This window comes from Cobetia sp. Ld8 (assembly GCF_045066615.1).
Lineage (GTDB): Bacteria > Pseudomonadota > Gammaproteobacteria > Pseudomonadales > Halomonadaceae > Cobetia > Cobetia amphilecti.
In genome coordinates, this window is the sequence record NZ_JBISHF010000006.1 from 509,416 (window position 1) to 530,448 (window position 21,033).

The following is a 21,033-nucleotide window of genomic DNA, read 5'->3' on the forward strand; positions in this document are numbered from 1 at the left end:
GACCTCTTCCCCGCAGGCTGGCCATGTGCCGATGGCCCTGCGCATCGGCCACGGCTTCGATGTGCATCGCTTCGGCGATGGCGATCACCTGATGATCGGTGGTGTGAAGGTCGCCTACGAGCATGGCTTCGTGGCGCACTCCGACGGTGACGTGCTGCTGCATGCGCTGTGCGATGCGCTGCTCGGTGCCTGTGGCATGGGCGATATCGGCAAGCATTTCCCGGACACCGACAGCGAGTGGTCCGGTGCCGATAGCCGTGGCCTGCTGCGCCACGTGATCGGGCTGGTCAATGCCGCCGGTTTCGGGGTCGGCAATGTCGATCTCACCGTGATGGCGCAGGCGCCGAAGATGGCGCCGCACATCCAGGCGATGCGGGAAGTGATCGCCGAAGATCTGCGCGTGCCGCTGGCGGTCGTCAACGTCAAGGCCACCACCACCGAGCGGCTCGGTTTCACCGGTCGCAAGGAAGGCATCGCCGCCGAGGCGGTGGTGCTGCTGGGCGCGCTGCCGACCGCGGGCGGAGCCGAGCATGTCTGAAGTGAATGACATGTCTGAGTCGCCCGAGGCGGATGCGCTGTTTGCCGAGGCGCTGGCGGCACTGGACGCCGCGGGCAGCGAGGCGTGGGTCAAGGAAGCCGAATTGATGCAGCGCTGGCCGCATGCACATGGCGGCCCGCTGGGAGCAGGCGATTTCCGTCACACGCCGGAGGACTTCCGGGTCACCGAGCTGATGGACTTCGTGCCCGAAGGCCACGGCGAGCATCAGTGGCTGTGGGTCGAGAAACGCGGCCTGACCACCGATGACCTATGCCGTGAACTGGCCAGCCTGTGTGAGGTCGCGCCGCGCGATATCGGCGTGGCTGGTCTCAAGGACAAGCAGGCGATCACACAGCAGTGGATTTCCGTGTGGTTGCCGGGGCGTGAAGCGCCGCAGGACCTCAGCGATGCGCTGGCCGAGAAGGGCGTCCGCGTGCTGGCCAGCGTGCGTCATCCGCGCAAGCTCAAGCGGGGTGTGCATCGCGGCAACCGCTTCGCGCTGCGTGTCAGCGGTGAGGCCGTCGCGTATCCCGAATTCGAGGCGCGCTGGCAGACGCTGATACATGACGGTGTGCCCAACTATTTCGGGCCGCAGCGCTTCGGCCATCAGGGACATAATCTCGGCCGGGCACGTGCCGTGCTGGTGCGTGGCTGGCGCAAGCGCGATGACCGCAGCGGCATGCTGCTGTCGACCGCGCGCAGCTTCCTGTTCAACGAGGTGCTGGCTGCGCGCCTCAAGGCGCATTGCTGGGCGACGGCGTTGAGCGGTGAGGTGTTTGCGCTCAACGGGACGGGCTCGCGCTTCGTCACCGATGGCAGCGAGTCGGCCGAGACGCTGGCGCAGCGCCTGGCGAGTGGCGATATTCATCCCACTGGCCCGCTGTGGGGCACCGGGCGTGCGGAGGCTCATGCTCAGGTCGCCCAACTTGAGCAGGTCCTGGCCACGCGTTGGCCGCAGCTGTGCGAGGGGCTCGAGAAGGCTGGCGTCAAGGCGGAGCGTCGTCCGCTGCGCCTGATGCCCGGCAAGCCGCGTCTGGAGTGGGATATCACGCCAGAGCAGGCAAAAACCGAAGGTGGCGAGGCCAGTGTCTGGCTGCACTTCGATCTGCCGCGCGGCAGCTTCGCGACGGGCCTGTTGCGTGAGCTGATCGCCCACCCGCTGCTGTAGTGCCGTCAGGCAACATGACGACTATCCGATGATTCGCAAAGGAGTGAGATGATGCGCAGGATTCTGCTTTCCAATGATGATGGCGTGCACGCTCCGGGGCTCAAGGCGCTGCATGACGCGCTGGCCGGGCAGGCACGCATTCGTGTGGTCGCGCCGGACCGTGATCGCTCAGGGGCCAGCAACTCGCTGACGCTGAGTCGGCCGTTGTTGCTGTCCGCGATGGAGAACGGCTTCTACAGCGTCGACGGCACACCCGCGGATTGTGTCTATCTGGGCGTCAATGGCGTCTGGGACGAGAAGCCTGACATCGTGATTTCCGGTATCAACCATGGCGCCAACCTGGGCGATGACGTGCTGTATTCCGGCACCGTGGCGGCGGCGATGGAAGGGCGCTCGCTGGGCATGTCGGCGATCGCGATGTCACTGTGCGGCAAGACCCACTTCGAGACCGCTGGACGCGTGGCGGCGAGCCTCGTCGGCGCGGCCGAGACCCTGGCATTGCCGCCGCGCTCATTGCTCAACGTCAATGTGCCGGATGTGCCCTGGAGCGAGATTCGCGGTTTTCGCGTCACGCGTCAGGGCCACCGTGGCCCGGCGGGCGCCCCGATCGAGGTCAAGGACCCGCGTGGCCGTACCCGCTATTGGATCGCGCTGGCCGGCGATGGCATCGATGATGGCGATGACACCGACTTCGCCGCCATCGCGGCCGGCTATGTGTCGATCACGCCGTTGATGACGGATCTCACCTCCCACGGGGCCCGTCACGATGTGGCGCAGTGGCTCGAGGCGCTGACCTGAGCGACGCAGCGCCAGCCAAGGCTCAAGATTTCGCTGTGAAGTCCTCGTTCGAAGGATATGAATCAAGACCATGAAGGACGTGTATCAGAACGCTTTCCCGCTTGCGCAGTCAGACAGCGCAGCGGGAATCGCCGGGCCCTTGCATCTCAGGCGACCGGACACGGCGCAGCTGAGCGGTATCGGCATGACGTCCCAGCGCACGCGAGACCGCATGGTGGCGCGCCTGGAGGATGCCGGCATTCGCGATGAGCGGGTGCTGGAGCTGATGGCCAGTGAGCCGCGCCACCTGTTTCTCGATGAGGCGCTGGCGCACCGTGCCTATGAAGATACCGCGCTGCCGCTGGGGCAGGGGCAGACCCTGTCCCAGCCTTACATGCACGCCCGCATGACCGAGCTTGCCCTGGCGCAAGCGCCGCGCCCGCGCGAGGAGTGTCGGGTGCTGGAGGTCGGCACCGGTTCGGGCTATCAGACATTGCTACTGGCGCGTCTGTTCGCTCGGGTGTCTTCGATCGAGCGCATCGCCGTGCTGCACGCCAGGGCCGTTCAACGCCTTGGCTGGTTCGGGCTCGACAATGTCGAGTTGCGCCATGCCGATGGTGGGCATGGCTGGCAGGACGATGACTCGGCATTTGATCTGATCGTGGTGACCGCCTGCGCGCCACATCTGCCGCAGGCGTTGTTGAAACAGTTGGCCCCGCAGGGGGTGATGATCGTGCCATTGGCCGAGGACGACAGTGATCGTCAGTGGCTGACACGAGTGCGCCACGTCGGCGACACTCAGGATATTCAGCGGTTCGAGGCCGTGCGCTTCGTGCCGTTGCTCGAGGGAGTGATCAGGTGAAACGAGCATTGAGCGTGTTCTTCAAGGGCGCTGGCATGGGGGCGGCGGATGCCGTGCCCGGAGTATCAGGCGGCACGATTGCCTTCGTGACCGGCATCTATGAAGAATTGATCGAGTCCATCAAGCGCTTCGGCCCCTCCGCCATCGGCGTATGGCGTGAGCAGGGCTTCAAGGCGCTGTGGCAGCATTTGAATCTGGCCTTTCTGCTGCCGCTGGTCGCTGGCATCTTCGCCAGCCTGATCAGCGTGGCGCATCTGGTGACCTGGTTGATGGAGGCGCAGCCGCTGCTGCTCAATGCCTTCTTCTTCGGGCTGGTGGTGTGCTCCGGGGTGGTGGTCGCGCGGCGTATCACCACCTTCCGGATGGGCTATCTGGTGTGGTTGGCGCTGGGGCTGGTGCTGGCCAGCAAGCTGCCCAGCCTGTTGCCTGCCGCCACCGATGCCTCCTGGGTGCTGGTGGTCGGCGGTGCCATCGCCATCAGTGCCATGCTGCTGCCGGGCGTTTCCGGCAGCTTCCTGTTGCTGACCATGGGCCTCTACGGCACGGTGATGACTGGCATCAAGAGCTTCGATCTGCAGCTGATCGTGCTGTTCGGCAGCGGCTGTGCCATCGGGCTGTTCACCTTCTCGCGTTTGTTGTCGTGGTTGTTTCGTCATCATCACACCGCGACACTGATGCTGCTGACGGGCTTCATTCTCGGCTCGCTGCCGGTATTGTGGCCGTGGCGCACCATCACCGATTATCGTCTGGGACCCAAGGGTGAACAGGTTCCGCTGGATTACCACTTCATGATGCCGGATACCTACACCAGTGTGACCGGTGAGCCTGCCCAGCTGTGGGCGGCCCTCGCCCTGATGCTGGCCGGCGTATTGCTTGTCTGGTTTGCCGGAGAGCGCTCCGGCCCGGATGACGACTCCAGCAATTCCCGCAAGGAGCAGGAACATGCGTGACAGGATGGACAAGGGAATCAAACTGACGTTGGCAGGTCTGGCGCTGGGTGCGCTGACAGCCTGCAGCACGGCGACCACTCGCCCGCAGGTTCAGGACCTCACCGCCGGCAATGCGCGTATCACCTCCGACACCTATACCGTTCAGCGCGGTGACACCCTGTATGGCATCTCCTGGCAGAGTGGCCAGGATTTCCGGGATGTGGCGCGCATGAACGGCTTGAATCCGCCCTACACCCTGCAGCCGGGGCAGACGCTGCGACTGGACCCCAACACCCAGCTGCCGGCGAGTGCGGCGGGCGCTTCCGGCACGAGCGTCGCCTCGAGCGGTGGCGTCGTTGCCACGCCGATGGGCGGGGGCAGCGACAGCTCGATCGCCGGCGGCAGCGAACTGCCTGACTGGCTGGCACCGGATGAATCCGCCATGGCTCAGCAGCAACAGCGCACCAGCCAGGCCCAGTCGCTGACGACCGGCTCGGGTGGCGTGTCATCCGCCGCCACCGGCGCCGCGGCGGCTGCCGGACTGGGGCCTGTCTACCAGGAAGGCAGTGAAGAGGCACTCGCCGAGACGGCGCGCAACTCAGCCACTGACAGCGCAGAGCAGGTCAGCAGCAGTGCTGCGCAGGCCAGCAGTTCGGCCAGTCAGACAGCCAGCCAGACGGCCAGCGAGGCAGCTGCCAGTGCGGCTGCTGCCCAGGCCGAGGCGCGCAAGGCTGCCAAGGAAAAGGCCGAGCAAGCCGCCGCTGCCGCCGCAGCAGAGCGTGAGAAAGCGGCCGCTAGCGTGAAAAATGAGGCTGCCAAGGTTGAAAAGGGCACCAACGTCGCTGGCGAAACCGCCAAGGCTGCACCGGCCAAGAAGACCTATGTTCCGGTAAAAAACGTTGACTGGCAGTGGCCTACGCAAGGCGAGATCATCGGCAAGTTCGGCGAGTCCGAGAGTGTCACCGGCGGCATTGATATCGCTGGTCAAAAGGGGCAACCTGTCAAGGCAGCAGGGCCGGGAATCGTGGTCTACGCCGGAAGCGGAGTACGTGGTTACGGTAACCTCATCATTCTCAAGCACAACGACCGCTATCTGAGCGCCTACGCCCACAACGACACTCTGCGTGTATCAGAGAACGATGTGATCGACGCCGGACAGGTCATCGCCACTCTGGGAGCCACTGACGCTGAACGTGCGCAGCTGCACTTCGAGATTCGCGAGGATGGGCAGCCCAAGGACCCACTGAAATTCCTGCCTAAACGCTGATTCCCACCGCTGCCACAACAACAAGTTCCTGGCACCAGACCAGAGACAACGGGGTATCGACATGAGCATGCTGGAAAAGGATATCGATCAGGCTGAGGTTGAGTTGTCCCTTGAGGATGTCGAGGAGGACGACGATACGCTTGAGGCAGAAGCGGAAGAGGCGGCATTCGAACGCGCCTTGAATCGTGAAGAGCGCAAGCACTACCAAAGCCTGGATGCGACCCAGATCTACCTCAACGAGATTGGTTTTTCCCCGTTGCTCAAGCCCGAGGAGGAAGTCTACTTCGGGCGTCTGGCACAGGCGGGCGACCCCGCCGGTCGCCAGCGCATGATCGAGTCCAACCTGCGTCTGGTGGTCAAGATCGCGCGGCGCTATCTGAATCGTGGTCTGTCGCTGCTCGACCTGATCGAGGAGGGCAATCTGGGGCTGATCCGCGCGGTGGAGAAGTTCGACCCCGAGCGCGGCTTCCGTTTCTCGACCTACGCCACCTGGTGGATTCGCCAGACCATCGAGCGGGCGCTGATGAATCAGACGCGCACCATTCGTCTGCCGATTCACGTCGTCAAGGAACTCAACATCTACCTGCGTGCCGCGCGCCAGCTGACCCAGAAACTGGATCATGAGGCCACCGCGGAGGAGATTGCCGACTTCCTCGACAAACCGGTCGATACCGTCAAGAAGATGCTGGGGCTCAATGAGCGCGTGTCATCCGTCGACTACCCGATGGGCGGCGAGAGCGACAAGCCGCTGATCGAGACCATCGCCGACGAGAATGACACCAGCCCGGAGTCCAGCCTGGTCGATGTCGACGTCAAGGCGCATGTCGATGAGTGGCTGGCGGAACTGACCGAGAAGCAGATGGAAGTGGTGGTGCGTCGCTTCGGGCTGCGCGGTCATGAAGCCGCGACGCTGGAGGAAGTGGGCGAGGAGATCGGTCTGACGCGTGAGCGGGTGCGTCAGATTCAGGTCGAGGCGCTCAAGAAGCTGCGGCGCATGCTCGAGAAGCAGGGGCTGACGCTCGAATCCATCTTTGAATGATGTGCGGGCACAGTCGTCATGGCTGTCGATACCCTGATGCAGGTTGCCAGTGAAAACGGCCCGCTCGTGATTCGAGTGGGCCGTTTTCATATTGTGTCATCATTATTCAGGCAGAGTGGGGGCATTCTGACGCACTGCGCTCGAGTGCATGGTGCCCCATGGCACTGTTGTCAATTTGGAAACGCTGTATCGTGCAACAAAGTTAGCCAACTAACTGGACGCCCAAAAGAGCGACGATTAGACTAAGGCCACTTTTTCCACGACCCGCTTGAGCAGGGCTGAGGCAGTAGTCCAGCCGATGTGTGAGCTACCTTTTACCTTGTCCTGGTGCTTTCGAGGCGCCATGCAGGTCACGACTGTCACTGATCAGGAACAACGCATACATGGCCAACATTCGCATACTGCCACTGGTGCTGGCGATGGGTTTTGCGACCCAGGCTCAGGCTGCCAATCTGCTCGACATCACGCGTGATGCATTGACCCACAACGCCAGCCTGTCCTCCTCTCGCTCGCTCTATCAGAGCGTCGAGGACAATGAGCGTATCGAGCTTGCTGACCTGCTGCCCCAGATCACTGCCACGGGGACCGTGTCGCGTACCGATGTCACCGGCAATTCCCAGAGCGGCACCGAAGGCGATTACACCGACAGCAATATCGTGGTCAACGTCAACCAGCAGCTGTTCGATGCCGCCGACTGGTATGAGCTCGCGACCAGCAAGGACACCACCCGTCAGCAGAAACTGCTGCTGGATTCCGATCAGCAGCAGCTGCTCTATGACGTGGCGTCTGCCTATTTCACCATCCTGAACAATCGTGATGTGCTCGATGCGCGCATTGCTCAGGAAAAGGCCTTCTCCCGCCAGCTGGACCAGGCCAATCAGCAGTTCGAGGTCGGTCTGATCGCGATCACGGATGTGCAGGAAGCCAAGGCATCATTCGATGACGCGCGTGCCCAGCGCATCGCGGCCGAAGCCGATCTGCAGGTCAGCTTCGAGGCCCTGCAGCAGCTGACGGGCCAGCAGTACGATTCCATCGATGGTCTGGAAGAAGATCTGGCGATCGAAGCGCCGGTGCCGGCCAGCCGCGGCAAGTGGGTCGAGATGGCATTGTCCAACAACCCGCTGATCGGTGCTGCCCAGAAGGGTGTCGATGTCGCCAGAGGCGATGTGAAGACCTCCCGCGCAGGCCACCTGCCGGAAGTCGGCGCCTTCGCGACCTACTCCTACGATGAAACCGACATCGATACTGCCGGGGGGTATCAGGAATACAACCAGATCGGTATCCAGGCCTCCCTGCCGATCTATACCGGTGGCCGCACCTCCGCCCAGGTACGTCAGAGCACCCATCTGCTCGAGCAGAGCCAGTACGACCTGCTCGACCAGCAGCGCTCCACCACCCAGAGTGTGCGTTCGCTCTACAGCCAGGTGCGCAGCGACGTCCTGACCGTCAAGGCGCGCAAGCAGGCGATCGTCTCCAGCCGCAGTGCACTGGAAGCGACTCGCTCCGGTTATGAAGTCGGCACCCGTAACATCGTCGATGTGCTGGACGCCGAGCAGGCCCTGTATCAGGCGCTGGCGGACTATGCCTCCTCGCGTTACACCTATGTGCTCGACCTGCTCAACCTGCGTCAGGCGGCAGGTATCATCGATATCAACAGCGTGCGTGACCTCAACGAGAGCCTCAAGGCAGATCGTCAGGTATCCCTGGTGCTGAATGATGAGAGCTCCGACGAGCTGGAAAACGTGACGCCCTGATCGTCCCGCGCTGGCTTACGTCACGTGCTGCATGCACCCCCGCAGGCCTTGCCTGCGGGGGTGCATGCGTTTTGGGGCATGCGTTTGAGGGCATCAGTTGGTCAGGCCACTGATCGTCAGGCATGTGTTCACCAGGCAAGTGATGGTCAGACAGCAAGGCGCCAAAAAGCAGCGCGCAAGGGCAGCGCGGCCTCGAGGCAAGCGGTTTTGCAGTGGTTTCGGTCGAAAATCCTGCATGTGTTTTAACAGCTAGTGGTTTCTATCGGTAATTTGGGAAAAGTTTGGTGGTTTACAGCGTGACCTGACGGCGATGATGGAAAATAATTGAGGGGCTTGCTCTGCTGTCTGTCATTTTCACCGATCACTCTGGAGTCCCCACATGTCCCGCCCACTGCGCGCTGATATTGATCTCGATGCACTGCGTCACAACTATCAGCTGGCCTGCGAGCTGGCGCCGCATTCGCGCGCCCTGGCCGTGATCAAGGCGGACGCCTACGGGCATGGTGCGGTGGCGTGCGCGCAGGCATTGGCAGATCTCGCCCCCGCCTTTGCGGTGGCCACGATAGAGGAGGCGCTGGCGCTGCGGGCGGGCGGCATCTCTCATCCGATCGTGCTGCTTGAGGGGGTGTTCGAGGCCGCGGAGTACGCCTTGGCGGCCGAGCATGACTTCTGGTGCGCCATCCACAGCGAATGGCAGTTGGCGGCCCTCGAACAGAGTGAGCTTGCGCAGCCCTTGTCCTGCTGGATCAAGTTCGACTCGGGGATGCATCGTCTCGGCTTCACGGCCGAGCAGGTGCTGGACGCCAAGGCGCGCCTCGAGGCGAGTGGCAAGGCGCGTGATCTGCACCTGATGACGCACTTCGCCAGTGCTGACAGCCTGACGCCGGACTACTTCCAGCAGCAGATGGCCGCGGTGACGGCCCTGGCGGCCGAGGCGGAGCTGCCGCTGTGTCTGGCCAACTCACCGGCGACGCTTGCCTGGCCAGAGACGCATGCGGCCTGGAACCGCCCGGGAATCATGCTCTACGGGGCAGACCCGCTGGAAGGTGCCAATGACGCCAGTCGGCGCCTGAAGCCGGTGATGACGCTGTCTTCGGCCATCATCGCCGTGCGTGAGATCGCCATCGGCGAGCCGGTAGGGTACTCGGGGCGCTTCGTGGCGACGCGTCCGACGCGTATCGGTGTCGTCGCCTGCGGTTATGGTGATGGCTATGATCGCCACGCCGTGGATGGTACGCCAGTGCTGGTGGATGGTCAGGAAACGGTGCTGGCCGGCAAGGTGTCGATGGACATGCTGACGGTGGATATCACGGACCTGCCCGAGGCGGGTGTCGGTTCACGTGTGGTGCTGTGGGGCGAGGGGCTTGAGGTCAATCGCGTCGCCTCCAGCTGCGATACCATCAGCTATACACTGCTGACGGGGCTGCTGCCGCGCGTGCCCAGACGCTATCATGGCGGCGTTGGCAGTGTGGCGGACGACAAGGGTGTCGCGCAGTTGGCCAGCGCTCAGCCGCTGGATACGCACGCCTGACCTGACGGCAAGGCTCGCGCGGTCTACAATGGCCGCCGTTGCCCGTCGAACGAGAGAGTCATGGCCAAGAAGAGCTATCCCGAGAGTTTTGCACACCCCCGCTACTGGCTGACCTGGCTGGGCATCGGTGCCATGAAGGCCTCGGCCTATCTGCCCTGGTGCGCCAAGTTGTGGCTGGGGCGTGGCCTTGGTGAGCTGGCATGGCGCTTCGGCAAGCGTCGTCGTCATATCACCGACACCAACCTCAAGCTGTGCTTTCCCGAGTGGAGCGAGGCGGAGCGCGCGCGTCAGGTACGCAAGACCTTCCACGCCAACGGCATCGGTATCTTCGAGACGGCCACCGGCTGGTGTCGTGATCCGGAGCATATGCGTGATCGCGTGACCTTCAAGGGGCAGGAGCACATGGAGCGCGCCATGGCCCAGGGCAAGGGGGCGCTCATCGTGGGCATCCACTTCTCGACCCTGGATCTGGGCGGCGCACTGCACTCGCTGTTCTTCCCGGCCGATGTCGTCTATCGCCCCCACGACAACCCGCTGTTCGAGCGTTTCATGACCCGTGCGCGCAATCGCATCTTCGGGATCGCCATCGATCGTCACGACCTGCGGGGCGTGGTACGTCGCATCAAGAGCGGCCATGGCGTGTGGTATTCACCGGATCAGGACTTCGGCCGTGATGTCAGCGTGTTCGCGCCGTTCTTCGGCATCGATGCCGCTTCCATCAAGCTGACGGCCAAGATCGCCCGCATGACGGGCGCGCCGGTGATGCCCTTGATGTTCCACCGCAATCCGGACAATCGTACCTATACGCTGGAGTATCTGCCGGCGCTGGACAACTTCCCGAGTGGCGATGATGTCGCCGATGCCACGCGCATCAACGCCTTCATCGAAGGGGCGATCCGCAAGCATCCCGAGCAGTATCTGTGGCTGCACCGTCGCTTCAAGACACGTCCCGAGAAAACCGATCCGTCCCTGTACTGAGGTGAACCATGAGCAACGACATCTCTTCTCACGTCACCTTGGCCGAGGTGGAAGCGCGGCTGGCCGCTGGCGATACCTTCGTGCTCAATCAGGTCGCGGAATGGTGCCCGGATTGCACCGAGCGTCAGCGTCCGGCATTGCCTGCTTTCGAGGCGGCGCTTGCCCGTGGCGGTCTGCCACTGGTGACCCTGTGCGTGCAGCAGACCCGTGGGGTCTATCTCAGCGATGCTCATGCACAGCTGAGTGAGCGCATCGGCGGTGCGGGCTATCCACGCACCTTGCTGGTTCGCCACGGCCAGCCGGCGAGCCTCGACAGTGGATTGAACCGCGTCGAGGTGATGAGCGAACCCGATCTCGTCGCCTACGCCGAGGCCTTGATCGCCGCGCTGTAGACCGTCACCCCTGGCATCGATCATCTGCCGCTGTCAGGGGGATGACGCGAGTGATGCACACAGCAAAGACCCCCGTTCGGCATCTCGCCGAACGGGGGTCTTTGCTGTGCAAAGCGGCACCCGACAAGCAACATCACCTGCCCGAGCTGCATGCGTGCGGTCAACCGAGTGCCGCCTATCGTGTGCCTATGACAAGACGTGCGGATGACGGAGCAGGCTTTCAACCCATCAGAAGAGCTGAGGCAAATTCTTTTACTGAAGTGCGACATCATGTTGACAAAGCTTTAGTTTATTACCATCTTGGCAATAACGAGTCAGGTGGTTGACACGCCTCCTGATCGCCGCTTTCAGCACCCTGGGGTGCGCCTGAGGCGTCATCCGTCAGGGGCTGACTCCGCTGCGACAATTCTCACATGACATAAGGAATTGACATGCTCAACTACGCCATCATCTTTCTGATCGTCGCTGTCATTGCCGCCGTACTGGGCTTCGGCGGCATCGCCGGCACCGCAGCGACCATCGCCAAGGTCCTGTTCGTGATCTTCCTGGTGCTGTTCCTGGTGTCCTTCTTCAAGAGCCGCCGCAAGCCGTGAAGCTCTGACTTACTGCCACGGATCAGACTGACGGCAACAGGCCGCAAGCCATCACCTGATCGGATAGACGGCTTTGAGACAGTACGGCTCACGGACAGTACGACGTTGAGATAGTACGGCTCACAGACAGTACGGCTCAGAAATAGTACGACTCACAGACAGCAACGCCCGCGATGGTGATCGACCGTCGCGGGCGTTGCTCGTTCAGGCGCTGGCCTTTTTTACCACTGAGGGCTGGGCAGGTTCAGGCGATGGTGACCGGCCTGCAAGCCGTGTTCGATGAAGCGGCGATCCACCTCGAATTCGGCCTGGGCGAGAATCGCCTCCACCACCTTGTCGGCATGCTGTTGCAGCAGCACCAGATGGCCGTATTGCGCGCCCATCAGCGACAGGGTCTTCAATAGCTCCAGCAGGGCCAGACAGATCGAGAGGTCATCACGGCCATAATGCAGAATCGGCGTGATGGAGCGGTAGAGGAGGCTTGCGAAGGACTCCATCTGCCAGCTGACGCGAACGGCCTTGTGATCATCCACGCAACAATTGCACAGCGGCACCGACATGCGCTCGCTGAGCAGCTCCGTCAGCTGGTGCATGCACAGCCGTGCCGTGCCGGGGTCATTGATGCCGGGTGACAGTGCCTTGATGGCGACTTCCATCAACTGGGTCAGGCCATGCTCGTGCAGGTCCTCGACGGACTCCCCATCCAGATAGCCAAGCGCGGCACGCAGGTTCTTGATCAACTCGGCCTGCTGCTCTTCATCGAGTTCTTCCCCCGCCGTCGCGCCCTCTGGCAGGCCGTTGGGCCACTCGATGCGCATCAAGGGCATGCCGCTGACGATGAAGGCGCCCAGCGCGAAATCCAGATGCACCACCATGTCATGCTTGATGGCCAGCTGGCGTAGCGCCGAGAAATCGACCTGCTGGATATAGCCACGCCGGCGTGCCCGCAGCAGCTGGCACTGGTCGTCGTCACGGCTGACCTCACGCTCGCAGAAGCCATCGTCACGATTGCGCTGACGCAGGCGCTCCAGCGAGAGGCGGGTGCGCCCGGACAGGCGCCGTGCGACGGCATTGATCTGCACCGACTGCGAGACCTGATGGATGAAGTAGACGAACATCCCCAGGCAATTGACCATCATCAGCACGCCCAGATAGACCGCCAGCGAGCGCCACAGGGTCGGGGAGTCTCCCGTATTGGGCACCATCAGATTGACCAGCAGGAACAGCAGGCTGCCCAGGTAGTGGCCGAGCACCAGCTGGTGATGGCGCTCGGTCACCAGGCCCAGCAGCAGCTTGTGGGAGAACTGCGCGCCGGCCTGGGTGAGCACGCTCATCACCATGGTGAAACTGAAGACCATCAGCGAGATCAGGCCGCCGACCAGCGCCGCCAGCAAGGTGCGCGGGGTGTCATGTTGCTTGAAGGTCAGTGCTTCGAAAAAGTCGCTATTCGGCAGCGAGGAAGGGTCCGGCAGCCCGGAGGGCATCACCGAGATCAGTCCCAGCAGGGTATAGACCATGGCCAGCATGCTGGGGAGATAGGCGATGCTGGTGGTCCAGGTTCGCAGCCACATGAGGGGTTGCTGTAGCCAGCGATTCATAGACGATTCCCGAACGGATGGATTGGCAAGCTCCTGTTATGACGGCTCGCGCCGAGCACTGCAAGTCAGCATGACGTGCTGGCAGGAGGGTTCAGGGGGCGAGGAGGGGAGGAAAGAAGCAGAACAGGGCAGAGCAAAGCGGGCGGAACAGGGCGTACAGAGCGGCCAGAACCGAACAGGGCAGACTGAGCGGACGAACTGGAACGGACAGGCTGGAACGGGCAGACTGGAACGAACAGCAGGGCCCGATGGCAAGACGCCCCCACCGGGGGACCGGTGAGGGCGTCTTGCGGCTTGCGTCGATCAGCGTGGCTGACCCCGCCGGCTCATCAGGCGTCGATACGCTTGTACTTCATGCGCTTGGGAGCATCGTTGCCGACACGCGCGTGATAGTCCGCTTCGTACTCGGTATAGCTGCCTTCGAAGAACACCACGTTGGAGTCACCCTCGTAGGCGAGGATGTGGGTCGCGATGCGATCCAGGAACCAGCGGTCGTGCGAGATGACCATCGCGCAGCCCGGGAAGGCCAGCAGGGCCTCTTCCAGTGCACGTAGGGTCTCGATGTCCAGGTCGTTGGACGGCTCATCCAGCAGCAGCACGTTGGCAGCCTGCTTCAGGGTCTGGGCCAGCTGCAGACGGCCACGCTCACCACCGGACAGATCAGACAGACGCTTCTGCTGGTCAGTGCCCTTGAAGTTGAAGCGGCCGACATAAGCGCGCGACGAGACTTCATGGCCATTGATGTTGAGCATGTCCTGACCGCCGGAGACGGCTTCCCAGACGGTCTGATTGTCTTCCAGGCCATCACGCAGCTGCTCGACGTAGGCGACCTTGACGGTCTCGCCCAGCACGACTTCGCCGCTGTCCGGGGTGTCCTTGCCGGTCACCAGCTTGAACAGCGTGGACTTGCCCGCACCGTTGCCGCCGACGATACCGACGATGGCACCCTGGGGGATGGTGAAGGACAGATCATCGAACAGCAGCTTGTCGTCGAAACGCTTGGTGACGTTGTGCAGCTCGATGACCTTGTCGCCCAGGCGCGGTCCCGGCGGAATGTAGATCTCGTTGGTCTCGTTGCGCTTCTGGAAATCACCGGACTGCATTTCCTCGAAGCGGTTGAGACGCGCCTTGCTCTTGGCCTGACGGCCCTTGGGATTCTGACGAACCCACTCGAGCTCCTGCTGGATGGCCTTGTTGCGCGAGGCTTCCTGCTTGGCTTCCTGCTGCAGGCGAGCGTCCTTCTGCTCGAGCCACGAGGAATAGTTGCCTTCGAAGGGAATGCCCTGGCCACGGTCCAGCTCGAGAATCCAGCCGGCGACGTTGTCGAGGAAGTAGCGGTCGTGGGTGATGGCGACCACGGTGCCGGAGTAGTCGTGCAGGAAGCGTTCCAGCCAGGCGACGGATTCGGCGTCCAGGTGGTTGGTCGGTTCGTCCAGCAGCAGCATGTCCGGGCTCGAGAGCAGCAGGCGGCACAGTGCGACACGGCGGCGCTCACCCCCGGACAGCACGCCGACATTGGCATCCCACGGCGGCAGGCGCAGTGCTTCGGCGGCCACTTCCAGCTTGCGCTCGAGGTTGTGGGCGTCAGAGGCCTGGATCAGGTCTTCCAGCTTGGCCTGACGCGCGGCGAGGGCGTCGAAATCGGCGTCCGGCTCGGCGTAGGCGGCATAGACTTCATCAAGTTCGGTCTGGGCGTTCTTGATGTGGGCCAAGGATTCTTCCACGCACTCGCGCACGTTCTTGGAATCATCCAGTTCCGGCTCCTGGGGAAGGTAGCCGACATTCAGACCCGGCATGGGACGTGCTTCGCCGTTGTAGTCCTGATCGACGCCGGCCATGATGCGCAGCAGCGAGGACTTGCCCGAGCCGTTGAGACCGAGCACACCGATCTTGGCACCCGGGAAGAAGGACAGCGAGATGTCCTTGAGAATCTCGCGCTTCGGGGGAACGACCTTGCCCACCCGGTTCATGGTATAGACGTATTGCGCCATGGAATCCCAATTTGGTTGGAGAATGGAATGACGCGCAGATGATAGTGCCCGGCGTCACGCTTGGCCAGCCGGGCAGCCTGTGCCAGGCGAGCGCGGCGACTCACTGCATGACATTCCCTGTCCTGACGTCGACCCCTTCCATGGCCTGTCCGCTCCCTGGTATCCCTTCCCCTGCACGCCGCTGAAGGCGAGCTTACTCCTCTTCGCCCCAGTCGCTGGCGTCGATCAGATCATCGTCGTCGGCTTCATCGTCCCAGCCTTCGCGGATGGAGCGAGCCAGGGCGCGCTCCTCGAGCAGGGCTTCAAGACGTTGGCGGGAGTCATTGCGTTGTGGCTTGGCAGGTGCGCTGGAGGGCGACAGCTCGAAGTCCACATCGGTGGAGCTGTCTTCGGCGAGTGCCGTGGCATCGATATCATCGAGGAATTGTTCACGGGCCATGGGCGGACCTCACGATCTTGGAACGACCTGCCCGATATCCAGCGCCTGGACTGGCCTGTGACACCGGGCACCGCCAGCGGCGATGCGCCGAAGGCTCTCTGGCTATATACCGCCCGTTGACGAGGATGACAAGCCTTTCGCTCAGCCTGTCAGGGCTTTCGCCAACTGCCAAAGGCGAGAGGCCCACAACGACAACGCCCACCGGTGGGGTGGGCGTTGATGGTGCCATGCGGCACCAGATCTTCAGTGACTGCTCTTCAGTGACCGTTCTTCACTCGGCGGCCTTGAGCGTCCGGCGATCAGTTGGACTCGCTGGGGTGCTCCGCGCGCAGGCGTTCCAGCTCTTCCTTGGCGGTCATCAGGCCGGTGACATCCTTCTGGACGCCAACGAAATACTGCAGGTTGTCATGCTCATCGAAGACCGGTGTCATGGAAAGTTCATTCCAGAACAGGCTGCCATCCTTGCGATAGTTGCGCAGTATCTCGCGGCAGGGGCGCTTGTCGCGCAGCGCGGCACGGATGTTGTCCAGCTGCGGCTGATCGCGGTCATCATTCTGCAGGAAGCGGCAATCGCGGTAGAGAATCTCGTCGGCGCTGTAACCGGTGAGGCGCTCGAAGCCCTGATTCACGTAGATCAGGATGTTCTCATCGCCTTCCTGTTCCGCCACCACGATGCCATCGTCCGAGGCATTCACGACTCTCTCGAGCAGCTCGGGGCTGATCATGTGGGGTCTTTTCATCTGACTCTGATCCTTGCGGCTTAAGAACCCGGCCCTGAAGACCGAGCCCGAGAGTACGGGTATTAGGGTGCCTGTCCGTGTGCCCGGACATTCCAGCACCATGATCGGTTTCACTATGGCGGGGAGACGCGGCTTATGCAATCGCAGCCGCTAATGTGACAGGGCCCGACATCGTGGTCAGGCCCTGTCAGCGTAAGAGTCGATCAGATAAATAAGGGGGAGAGAGGGGTACAGGGGTAAAGGGGTAACAGGGGAGCCGTCACGCCCGCCCCGGCATGTTCAGTCGTCCTCCACCTCTGGCAGGCGCTGCGCGCAGAGCGCGGCACAGGCCGCGACGACCGCCAGGATCATCAGCAACCATTCACTGCCCAACCACTGGGCGAGCCCGCCGATCAATAGCCCCAGTACCAGCATCAGCACGCCGGTCAGGGTGTTGGAGAGCGCGACGTAGAGGGCGCGATTGTCAGAGGTGGCGAGATCGACCACGTAGGTCTTGCGTCCCAGGCGGATACCGGCGTGGGCGATCACCAGCAGCCCGTAGACCAGCGCGTAGCTCCAGATGTTGTCGGCCAGTGCCTGCGGCCACCAGGCCATGCTGCCGGCCAGGGCGCAGCAGACGGCGGCGCCGGCCCCTGCGTTGCGCATCACGCGGCGGCTGGAGGTGTCGGCTAGCCTGCCCCAGATGGGGCTGGCCAGCATGCCGGCCAGTCCTGACACCACCACCAGCACGCCCAGTCCGCCCAGGCTCTCACCGCTCTGCTGCTGGCCGAGCAAGGCGATATACGGCAGTGCCAGGGCGCTTGAGAGCAGCAGGGCGCGTGCCAGATTGAAGTTGCGGAAGGCGGCGTCATGCTTGAGCTGGATGACCCCGTCACGCACTGTCTCCCAGGCATTGGCACCGCCGCTGGTGGCACCGCTGTCCTCGCGGATCATGGCGGCGCACAGGGCATTGAGTGTCCAGCCCAGCGCCGCGATGGCCATCAGTATCGCCAGCACCTGCTGCCCGGGCTGCTCGCCCAGCAGCATCAAGGCGACACCGGCCAGCAGGGTCATCGCCCCCGCCACACTGCCACTCCAGCCCATCAGGCGCCCGCGGCGCTTCTTGGCGATGGTCTTGCCCAGCACATCCTTGGTGGCGATGGAGGCCACCCCGCGCCCGAGCGACAGCAGGATCAACAGGATCAGTACCAGGCTGCCCGCGAGGGTGCCATCGAGTCCGTGACGCGTGGCGAAGTTGCCCTCGGCCAGCAGGCTGATCATCACCAGCCCCAGTGCCATCAGCGCCTGGATGGAGGCCCCGGCAACCCATACCCACTTGCGTTGCGGCAACGGACGAATGAAGCCTGCCACCAGCAGCTGAGGCAGCAGGGCGCCCGCCTCGCGAATCGGCACCAGCAGCCCCACCATCCACACCGGCGCACCGATCAACCCCAATAGCCACGGCAGCACCAGCCGCGCACTGGCCATCTCGTCGGCCAGTTTGGTACCCAGCGAGGCCAGCAGATGACGCCAGAAATTGCCGGGTTGCTGGTGACAGGCATCCTCGGAGATGTCCTTGCACATGCGCGAATCTTCATCGCCGGTCATGCGCTCGAAGAAGCGACTCTGACCGCTGCCCGACGGCCTCTCGTGGGCTTTGTCTGCAGACTCCCGCTCAGTCTCGCGGTCTTGAGCGTCTGACGGTGAGGAGGCCTCGGTAGAGGAAGACAGGGGTGACATGTGGCCAGGGCTCCGCTATCGGCGTCGTGTACGGGAAGTCGTGATGCAGATCACGCCCGTGTCGCCGGTTGAAGAAGGATCGATCGCAGTGCGACGTCACTGAAGGAATGACTGCTCGAGTATAGTTTATGTACAGTTTGTGTGTAGGTTTTTGGTGTTGACCATTGCGCGACAGTGCAGTGAAGTGATCATTACATCATTGATTGGAGTAGGCACCACCATGGATCAGGCATCCACGCTGAAAGTCCGGATTCACTACTGCACCGGCTGCAACTGGCTGTTGCGAGCGGCCTGGTATGCACAGGAACTGCTGTCCACCTTCGGAGAAGACCTCGGTGAGGTGGCCTTGGCGCCGAGTCACGGCGGCCATTTCGAGGTGCTGTGCCAGGCCACTCCTGATTCGGAGTGGCTGGTACTGTGGGAGCGCAAGCGCGACGGCGGCTTCCCCGACAGTCGTGATCTCAAGCAGCGCGTGCGTGATGTCCTCGACCCTGAGCGTGATCTGGGTCATATCGACCGCGCCAGTCGTGAGCAGGGCTCGTAAGCAGCGCTTGTAAGTAGCGCTTGTAAGCAGCTCCGCTACGCCATGGGCGCGCTCACCACCATTTCTTGCGCTTGAGCAGCCACATCTGCATCGCCACCACGCCCAGCGTGATGCCGACGAAGGCAGCGAAGCCCCACTGGCTGTCGCTGCCCGGTATGCCGCCGACGTTGACTCCCAGCAGGCCGGTGAGAAAGCCCAGCGGCAGGAAGACGGCGGTGATCACCGACAGCAGATACATGCGCTGGTTGAGCTGCTCGTTGTGCTCACTCATGCGCTGTTCATGGATGATCAGCGCGCGCTCCTGCATGGCCTGGAAATCCTCCACATAGCGCGACAGCTGGTTGGCGATCTCACGCAGGTCCAGACGCGCCTGTTCATCGATCCACAACGGCCCCTGGGAGAGTTGTGCCAGACAGTCGCGCTGCGGCCCCATGAAGCGTCGCAGGGTGATCAGGGGGCGCCGCAGGCGGGTAATGTCATCGGGGTCGATCTCGACATCATTGAGCTGGTCTTCCTCGATGATGGCGAGCTGCTCATCAAGGCGATGGCTGAGCTCCGCCACGCGATCGACCAGCGCATCGCTGAGCATCGCCAGCAGCCAGGAGATGCTTTCCGCGCCCTGGCCGGCTTCCAGTTGCTCACGCACCTGAGTGATCGACTGGAACGGTCGGCGGCGCAGGGTGATCAGGCGGGTCGGGCTCATCCACAGGCGCAGTGACAGCAGGTCCTCCGGCGCGGCGCCCGGATTGAGGTTGATGCCGCGCAGCGTGGTGACCATGCCACCGCCGAAGCGCGCCACGCGCGGGCGGGTGTCCAGCTCGGTCAGGGCCTCGATGCTCGGCTCATCCAGCTGGGCAAGGTCGTCCAGGTAGTCATTGACGTCGCCGCGGGTGTAATCGAGGTGCATCCAGATCAGCGCGTCGGGGTCCTGCCATTGCTCGCGCAGGCTGTCGTCATCGAGCAGACTGGCGCCGCCCTTGCCATCCAGGCGATAGGCGCTGACCAGTGCCGTGGTCGGGGCATCTCCCGCGGGGGGCGCAGGTGTCGGCGCGGCTTGCGGATCGGTGGCATCAGTCATTCACGAAATTCCTTTTTGGTGGCGCGGCTTGCAGCAGCGGGCAGGGCACGCGATGCTCGAATGTCAGGCCGTGGGCATTGTCGCTGCCATCGCCATGACACTCATCGCCAGGAAGGCGATACCCGAAATGCGAGGAAGGATGCCATGAGTCAGGATAGGGAAGCCATGCTCTACGGCCTGGGCGCCGTGGCCCTGTGGTCGACGGTGGCGACCGCCTTCAAGCTGGCGCTTGAGCAGATGTCGCCGCTGGAGCTGGTATGGCTGGCGGCGCTGGTGTCGTGGCTGTTGATCGGCGTGCTGATGTGGCGTCAGGGCAAGCTGCGCGAAGCGCTCACCACCGGCTGGCGGGGCGGCTGGCGTACGGCACTCTGGGCCGGGCTGATGAATCCGGTCGGCTACTATCTGGTGCTGTTCGGCGCCTACGCGCGGCTGCCGGGCCAGGAGGCGATGGCGCTCAATTACACCTGGGCACTGGCGATGGCCTTTCTCGCCGTGCCGATCCTCGCGCAGCGCTTGACGCGCATCGATGTCGCGGCGGGGCTGATCGCCTACGCCGGTGTGTGGACCATCGCTACGCGAGGCGAGATTTTCAATGTCGCCTTCGCCGACCCGCTGGGCGTCGGGCTGGCGCTGGGCTCGACCCTGCTGTGGGCGCTCTACTGGTTGCTCAATGCGCGTGACCCGCGCGCGCCGCTGGTCGCCCAGTGGCAGAATTTCAGCATCGCCTTGCCGGTGCTGACGCTGCTGGTGGCCTTCGGGCCGGGCTTTGGCAACTTCATCGGCGCAAGCGCCAACCCCCAGGCGCTGACGGCGGGCATCTATGTCGGCCTGTGCGAGATGGGTATCGCCTTCGTGCTCTGGCAGCTGGCGGTGCACAAGGTGTCGCGCACCGCCAAGGTCTCCAACCTGATCTTCCTGTCGCCGCCCATCTCCTTGACGCTTCTGCACTTCATCGTCGGCGAGCCGATCCTGACCTCGACGCTGGCGGGGCTGGTACTGATTCTGGCCGGACTCGGCCTGCAGCAGCTGCAGAAGGCGCCGGCGGAGCTGTCACAATCGACCTGAGCGAGCCGCGCCGTCAGCGCACAGTCCGCCA

20 protein-coding genes are annotated in these 21,033 nt (G+C 63.2%); 14 read left to right on the forward strand and 6 right to left on the reverse strand.

Annotated elements, in window-relative coordinates:
• Positions 1–37 precede the first annotated feature (37 nt).
• From ispF to ACJJV2_RS03930, 12 genes are all read left to right on the forward strand, one after another.
• Positions 38–538 carry a 2-C-methyl-D-erythritol 2,4-cyclodiphosphate synthase gene (gene ispF / locus ACJJV2_RS03875; RefSeq protein ID WP_405278657.1) on the forward strand — a complete coding sequence of 167 codons (501 nt, stop codon included), beginning with the start codon at positions 38–40 and terminating at the stop codon, positions 536–538.
• The gene (gene truD / locus ACJJV2_RS03880) at positions 531–1,706 is read left to right on the forward strand and encodes a tRNA pseudouridine(13) synthase TruD (protein ID WP_405278422.1); all 1,176 of its coding nucleotides are present in this window, start codon (positions 531–533) and stop codon (positions 1,704–1,706) included. Before ispF ends, truD begins: the two co-directional genes overlap by 8 nt.
• 51 nt (positions 1,707–1,757) lie before the next feature.
• A complete protein-coding gene (gene surE, locus ACJJV2_RS03885) occupies positions 1,758–2,504 on the forward strand; it encodes a 5'/3'-nucleotidase SurE (RefSeq protein WP_043331401.1) in 747 nt (248 codons plus the stop codon).
• Between the two features lie 184 nt (positions 2,505–2,688).
• On the forward strand, positions 2,689–3,345 hold the full coding sequence (locus ACJJV2_RS03890; RefSeq protein WP_405278659.1) for a protein-L-isoaspartate(D-aspartate) O-methyltransferase: 657 nt from the start codon (positions 2,689–2,691) through the stop codon (positions 3,343–3,345).
• Positions 3,342–4,295, forward strand: a complete 954-nt coding sequence (locus tag ACJJV2_RS03895) for a DUF368 domain-containing protein (protein WP_242007677.1) — start codon at positions 3,342–3,344, stop codon at positions 4,293–4,295. The genes ACJJV2_RS03890 and ACJJV2_RS03895 overlap by 4 nt, the downstream gene beginning before the upstream one ends.
• Positions 4,288–5,541 (forward strand): peptidoglycan DD-metalloendopeptidase family protein, encoded by a 1,254-nt coding sequence (locus ACJJV2_RS03900; RefSeq protein ID WP_405278425.1) that lies wholly within the window; start codon positions 4,288–4,290, stop codon positions 5,539–5,541. The genes ACJJV2_RS03895 and ACJJV2_RS03900 overlap by 8 nt, the downstream gene beginning before the upstream one ends.
• 61 nt (positions 5,542–5,602) lie before the next feature.
• Entirely contained in the window at positions 5,603–6,580 is a 978-nt protein-coding gene (gene rpoS / locus ACJJV2_RS03905) for an RNA polymerase sigma factor RpoS (RefSeq protein ID WP_043331399.1), read from the forward strand.
• Positions 6,581–6,963: 383 nt separating this feature from the next.
• On the forward strand, positions 6,964–8,334 hold the full coding sequence (locus tag ACJJV2_RS03910) for a TolC family outer membrane protein (protein ID WP_405278427.1): 1,371 nt from the start codon (positions 6,964–6,966) through the stop codon (positions 8,332–8,334).
• 379 nt (positions 8,335–8,713) lie between these two features.
• Positions 8,714–9,865, forward strand: coding sequence for an alanine racemase (alr, locus tag ACJJV2_RS03915; RefSeq protein ID WP_405278429.1), 1,152 nt, complete (start codon positions 8,714–8,716; stop codon positions 9,863–9,865).
• 60 nt (positions 9,866–9,925) lie between these two features.
• Complete coding sequence (lpxL, locus tag ACJJV2_RS03920; protein WP_216061341.1) at positions 9,926–10,843, forward strand: LpxL/LpxP family Kdo(2)-lipid IV(A) lauroyl/palmitoleoyl acyltransferase; 918 nt, start codon at positions 9,926–9,928, stop codon at positions 10,841–10,843.
• An 8-nt stretch (positions 10,844–10,851) separates the two neighbouring features.
• A complete protein-coding gene (locus ACJJV2_RS03925; protein WP_043331395.1) occupies positions 10,852–11,235 on the forward strand; it encodes a hypothetical protein in 384 nt (127 codons plus the stop codon).
• Between the two features lie 431 nt (positions 11,236–11,666).
• Entirely contained in the window at positions 11,667–11,828 is a 162-nt protein-coding gene (locus ACJJV2_RS03930) for a DUF1328 domain-containing protein (protein WP_043331394.1), read from the forward strand.
• A 221-nt stretch (positions 11,829–12,049) separates the two neighbouring features.
• Here the strand turns inward: ACJJV2_RS03930 and ACJJV2_RS03935 are convergent, their stop codons facing one another.
• The 5 genes from ACJJV2_RS03935 to ACJJV2_RS03955 form a co-directional block, all read right to left on the reverse strand.
• The gene (locus ACJJV2_RS03935; protein WP_159055846.1) at positions 12,050–13,399 is read right to left on the reverse strand and encodes a DUF2254 domain-containing protein; all 1,350 of its coding nucleotides are present in this window, start codon (positions 13,397–13,399) and stop codon (positions 12,050–12,052) included.
• 356 nt (positions 13,400–13,755) lie between these two features.
• On the reverse strand, positions 13,756–15,417 hold the full coding sequence (gene ettA / locus ACJJV2_RS03940; RefSeq protein ID WP_043331392.1) for an energy-dependent translational throttle protein EttA: 1,662 nt from the start codon (positions 15,415–15,417) through the stop codon (positions 13,756–13,758).
• Positions 15,418–15,610: 193 nt separating this feature from the next.
• A complete protein-coding gene (locus ACJJV2_RS03945) occupies positions 15,611–15,856 on the reverse strand; it encodes a PA3496 family putative envelope integrity protein (protein ID WP_405278433.1) in 246 nt (81 codons plus the stop codon).
• A gap of 299 nt (positions 15,857–16,155) precedes the next feature.
• Entirely contained in the window at positions 16,156–16,596 is a 441-nt protein-coding gene (locus ACJJV2_RS03950) for a PAS sensor domain-containing protein (protein ID WP_043331389.1), read from the reverse strand.
• Between the two features lie 279 nt (positions 16,597–16,875).
• Positions 16,876–18,183: an MFS transporter gene (locus tag ACJJV2_RS03955; protein ID WP_234368299.1), complete on the reverse strand. Its 1,308-nt coding sequence runs from the start codon at positions 18,181–18,183 to the stop codon at positions 16,876–16,878.
• Positions 18,184–18,535: 352 nt separating this feature from the next.
• Here ACJJV2_RS03955 and ACJJV2_RS03960 point away from each other — a divergent pair, with 352 nt between their 5' ends.
• Positions 18,536–18,859 carry a SelT/SelW/SelH family protein gene (locus ACJJV2_RS03960; protein WP_054555551.1) on the forward strand — a complete coding sequence of 108 codons (324 nt, stop codon included), beginning with the start codon at positions 18,536–18,538 and terminating at the stop codon, positions 18,857–18,859.
• A 52-nt stretch (positions 18,860–18,911) separates the two neighbouring features.
• Here ACJJV2_RS03960 and ACJJV2_RS03965 read toward each other — a convergent pair whose 3' ends face one another.
• Positions 18,912–19,937, reverse strand: coding sequence for a zinc transporter ZntB (locus ACJJV2_RS03965; protein ID WP_213114228.1), 1,026 nt, complete (start codon positions 19,935–19,937; stop codon positions 18,912–18,914).
• Positions 19,938–20,081: 144 nt separating this feature from the next.
• On the opposite strand from ACJJV2_RS03965, the gene ACJJV2_RS03970 reads away from it, so the two are divergent.
• Positions 20,082–21,002, forward strand: coding sequence for a DMT family transporter (locus ACJJV2_RS03970; RefSeq protein ID WP_043331386.1), 921 nt, complete (start codon positions 20,082–20,084; stop codon positions 21,000–21,002).
• Positions 21,003–21,033 lie beyond the last annotated feature (31 nt).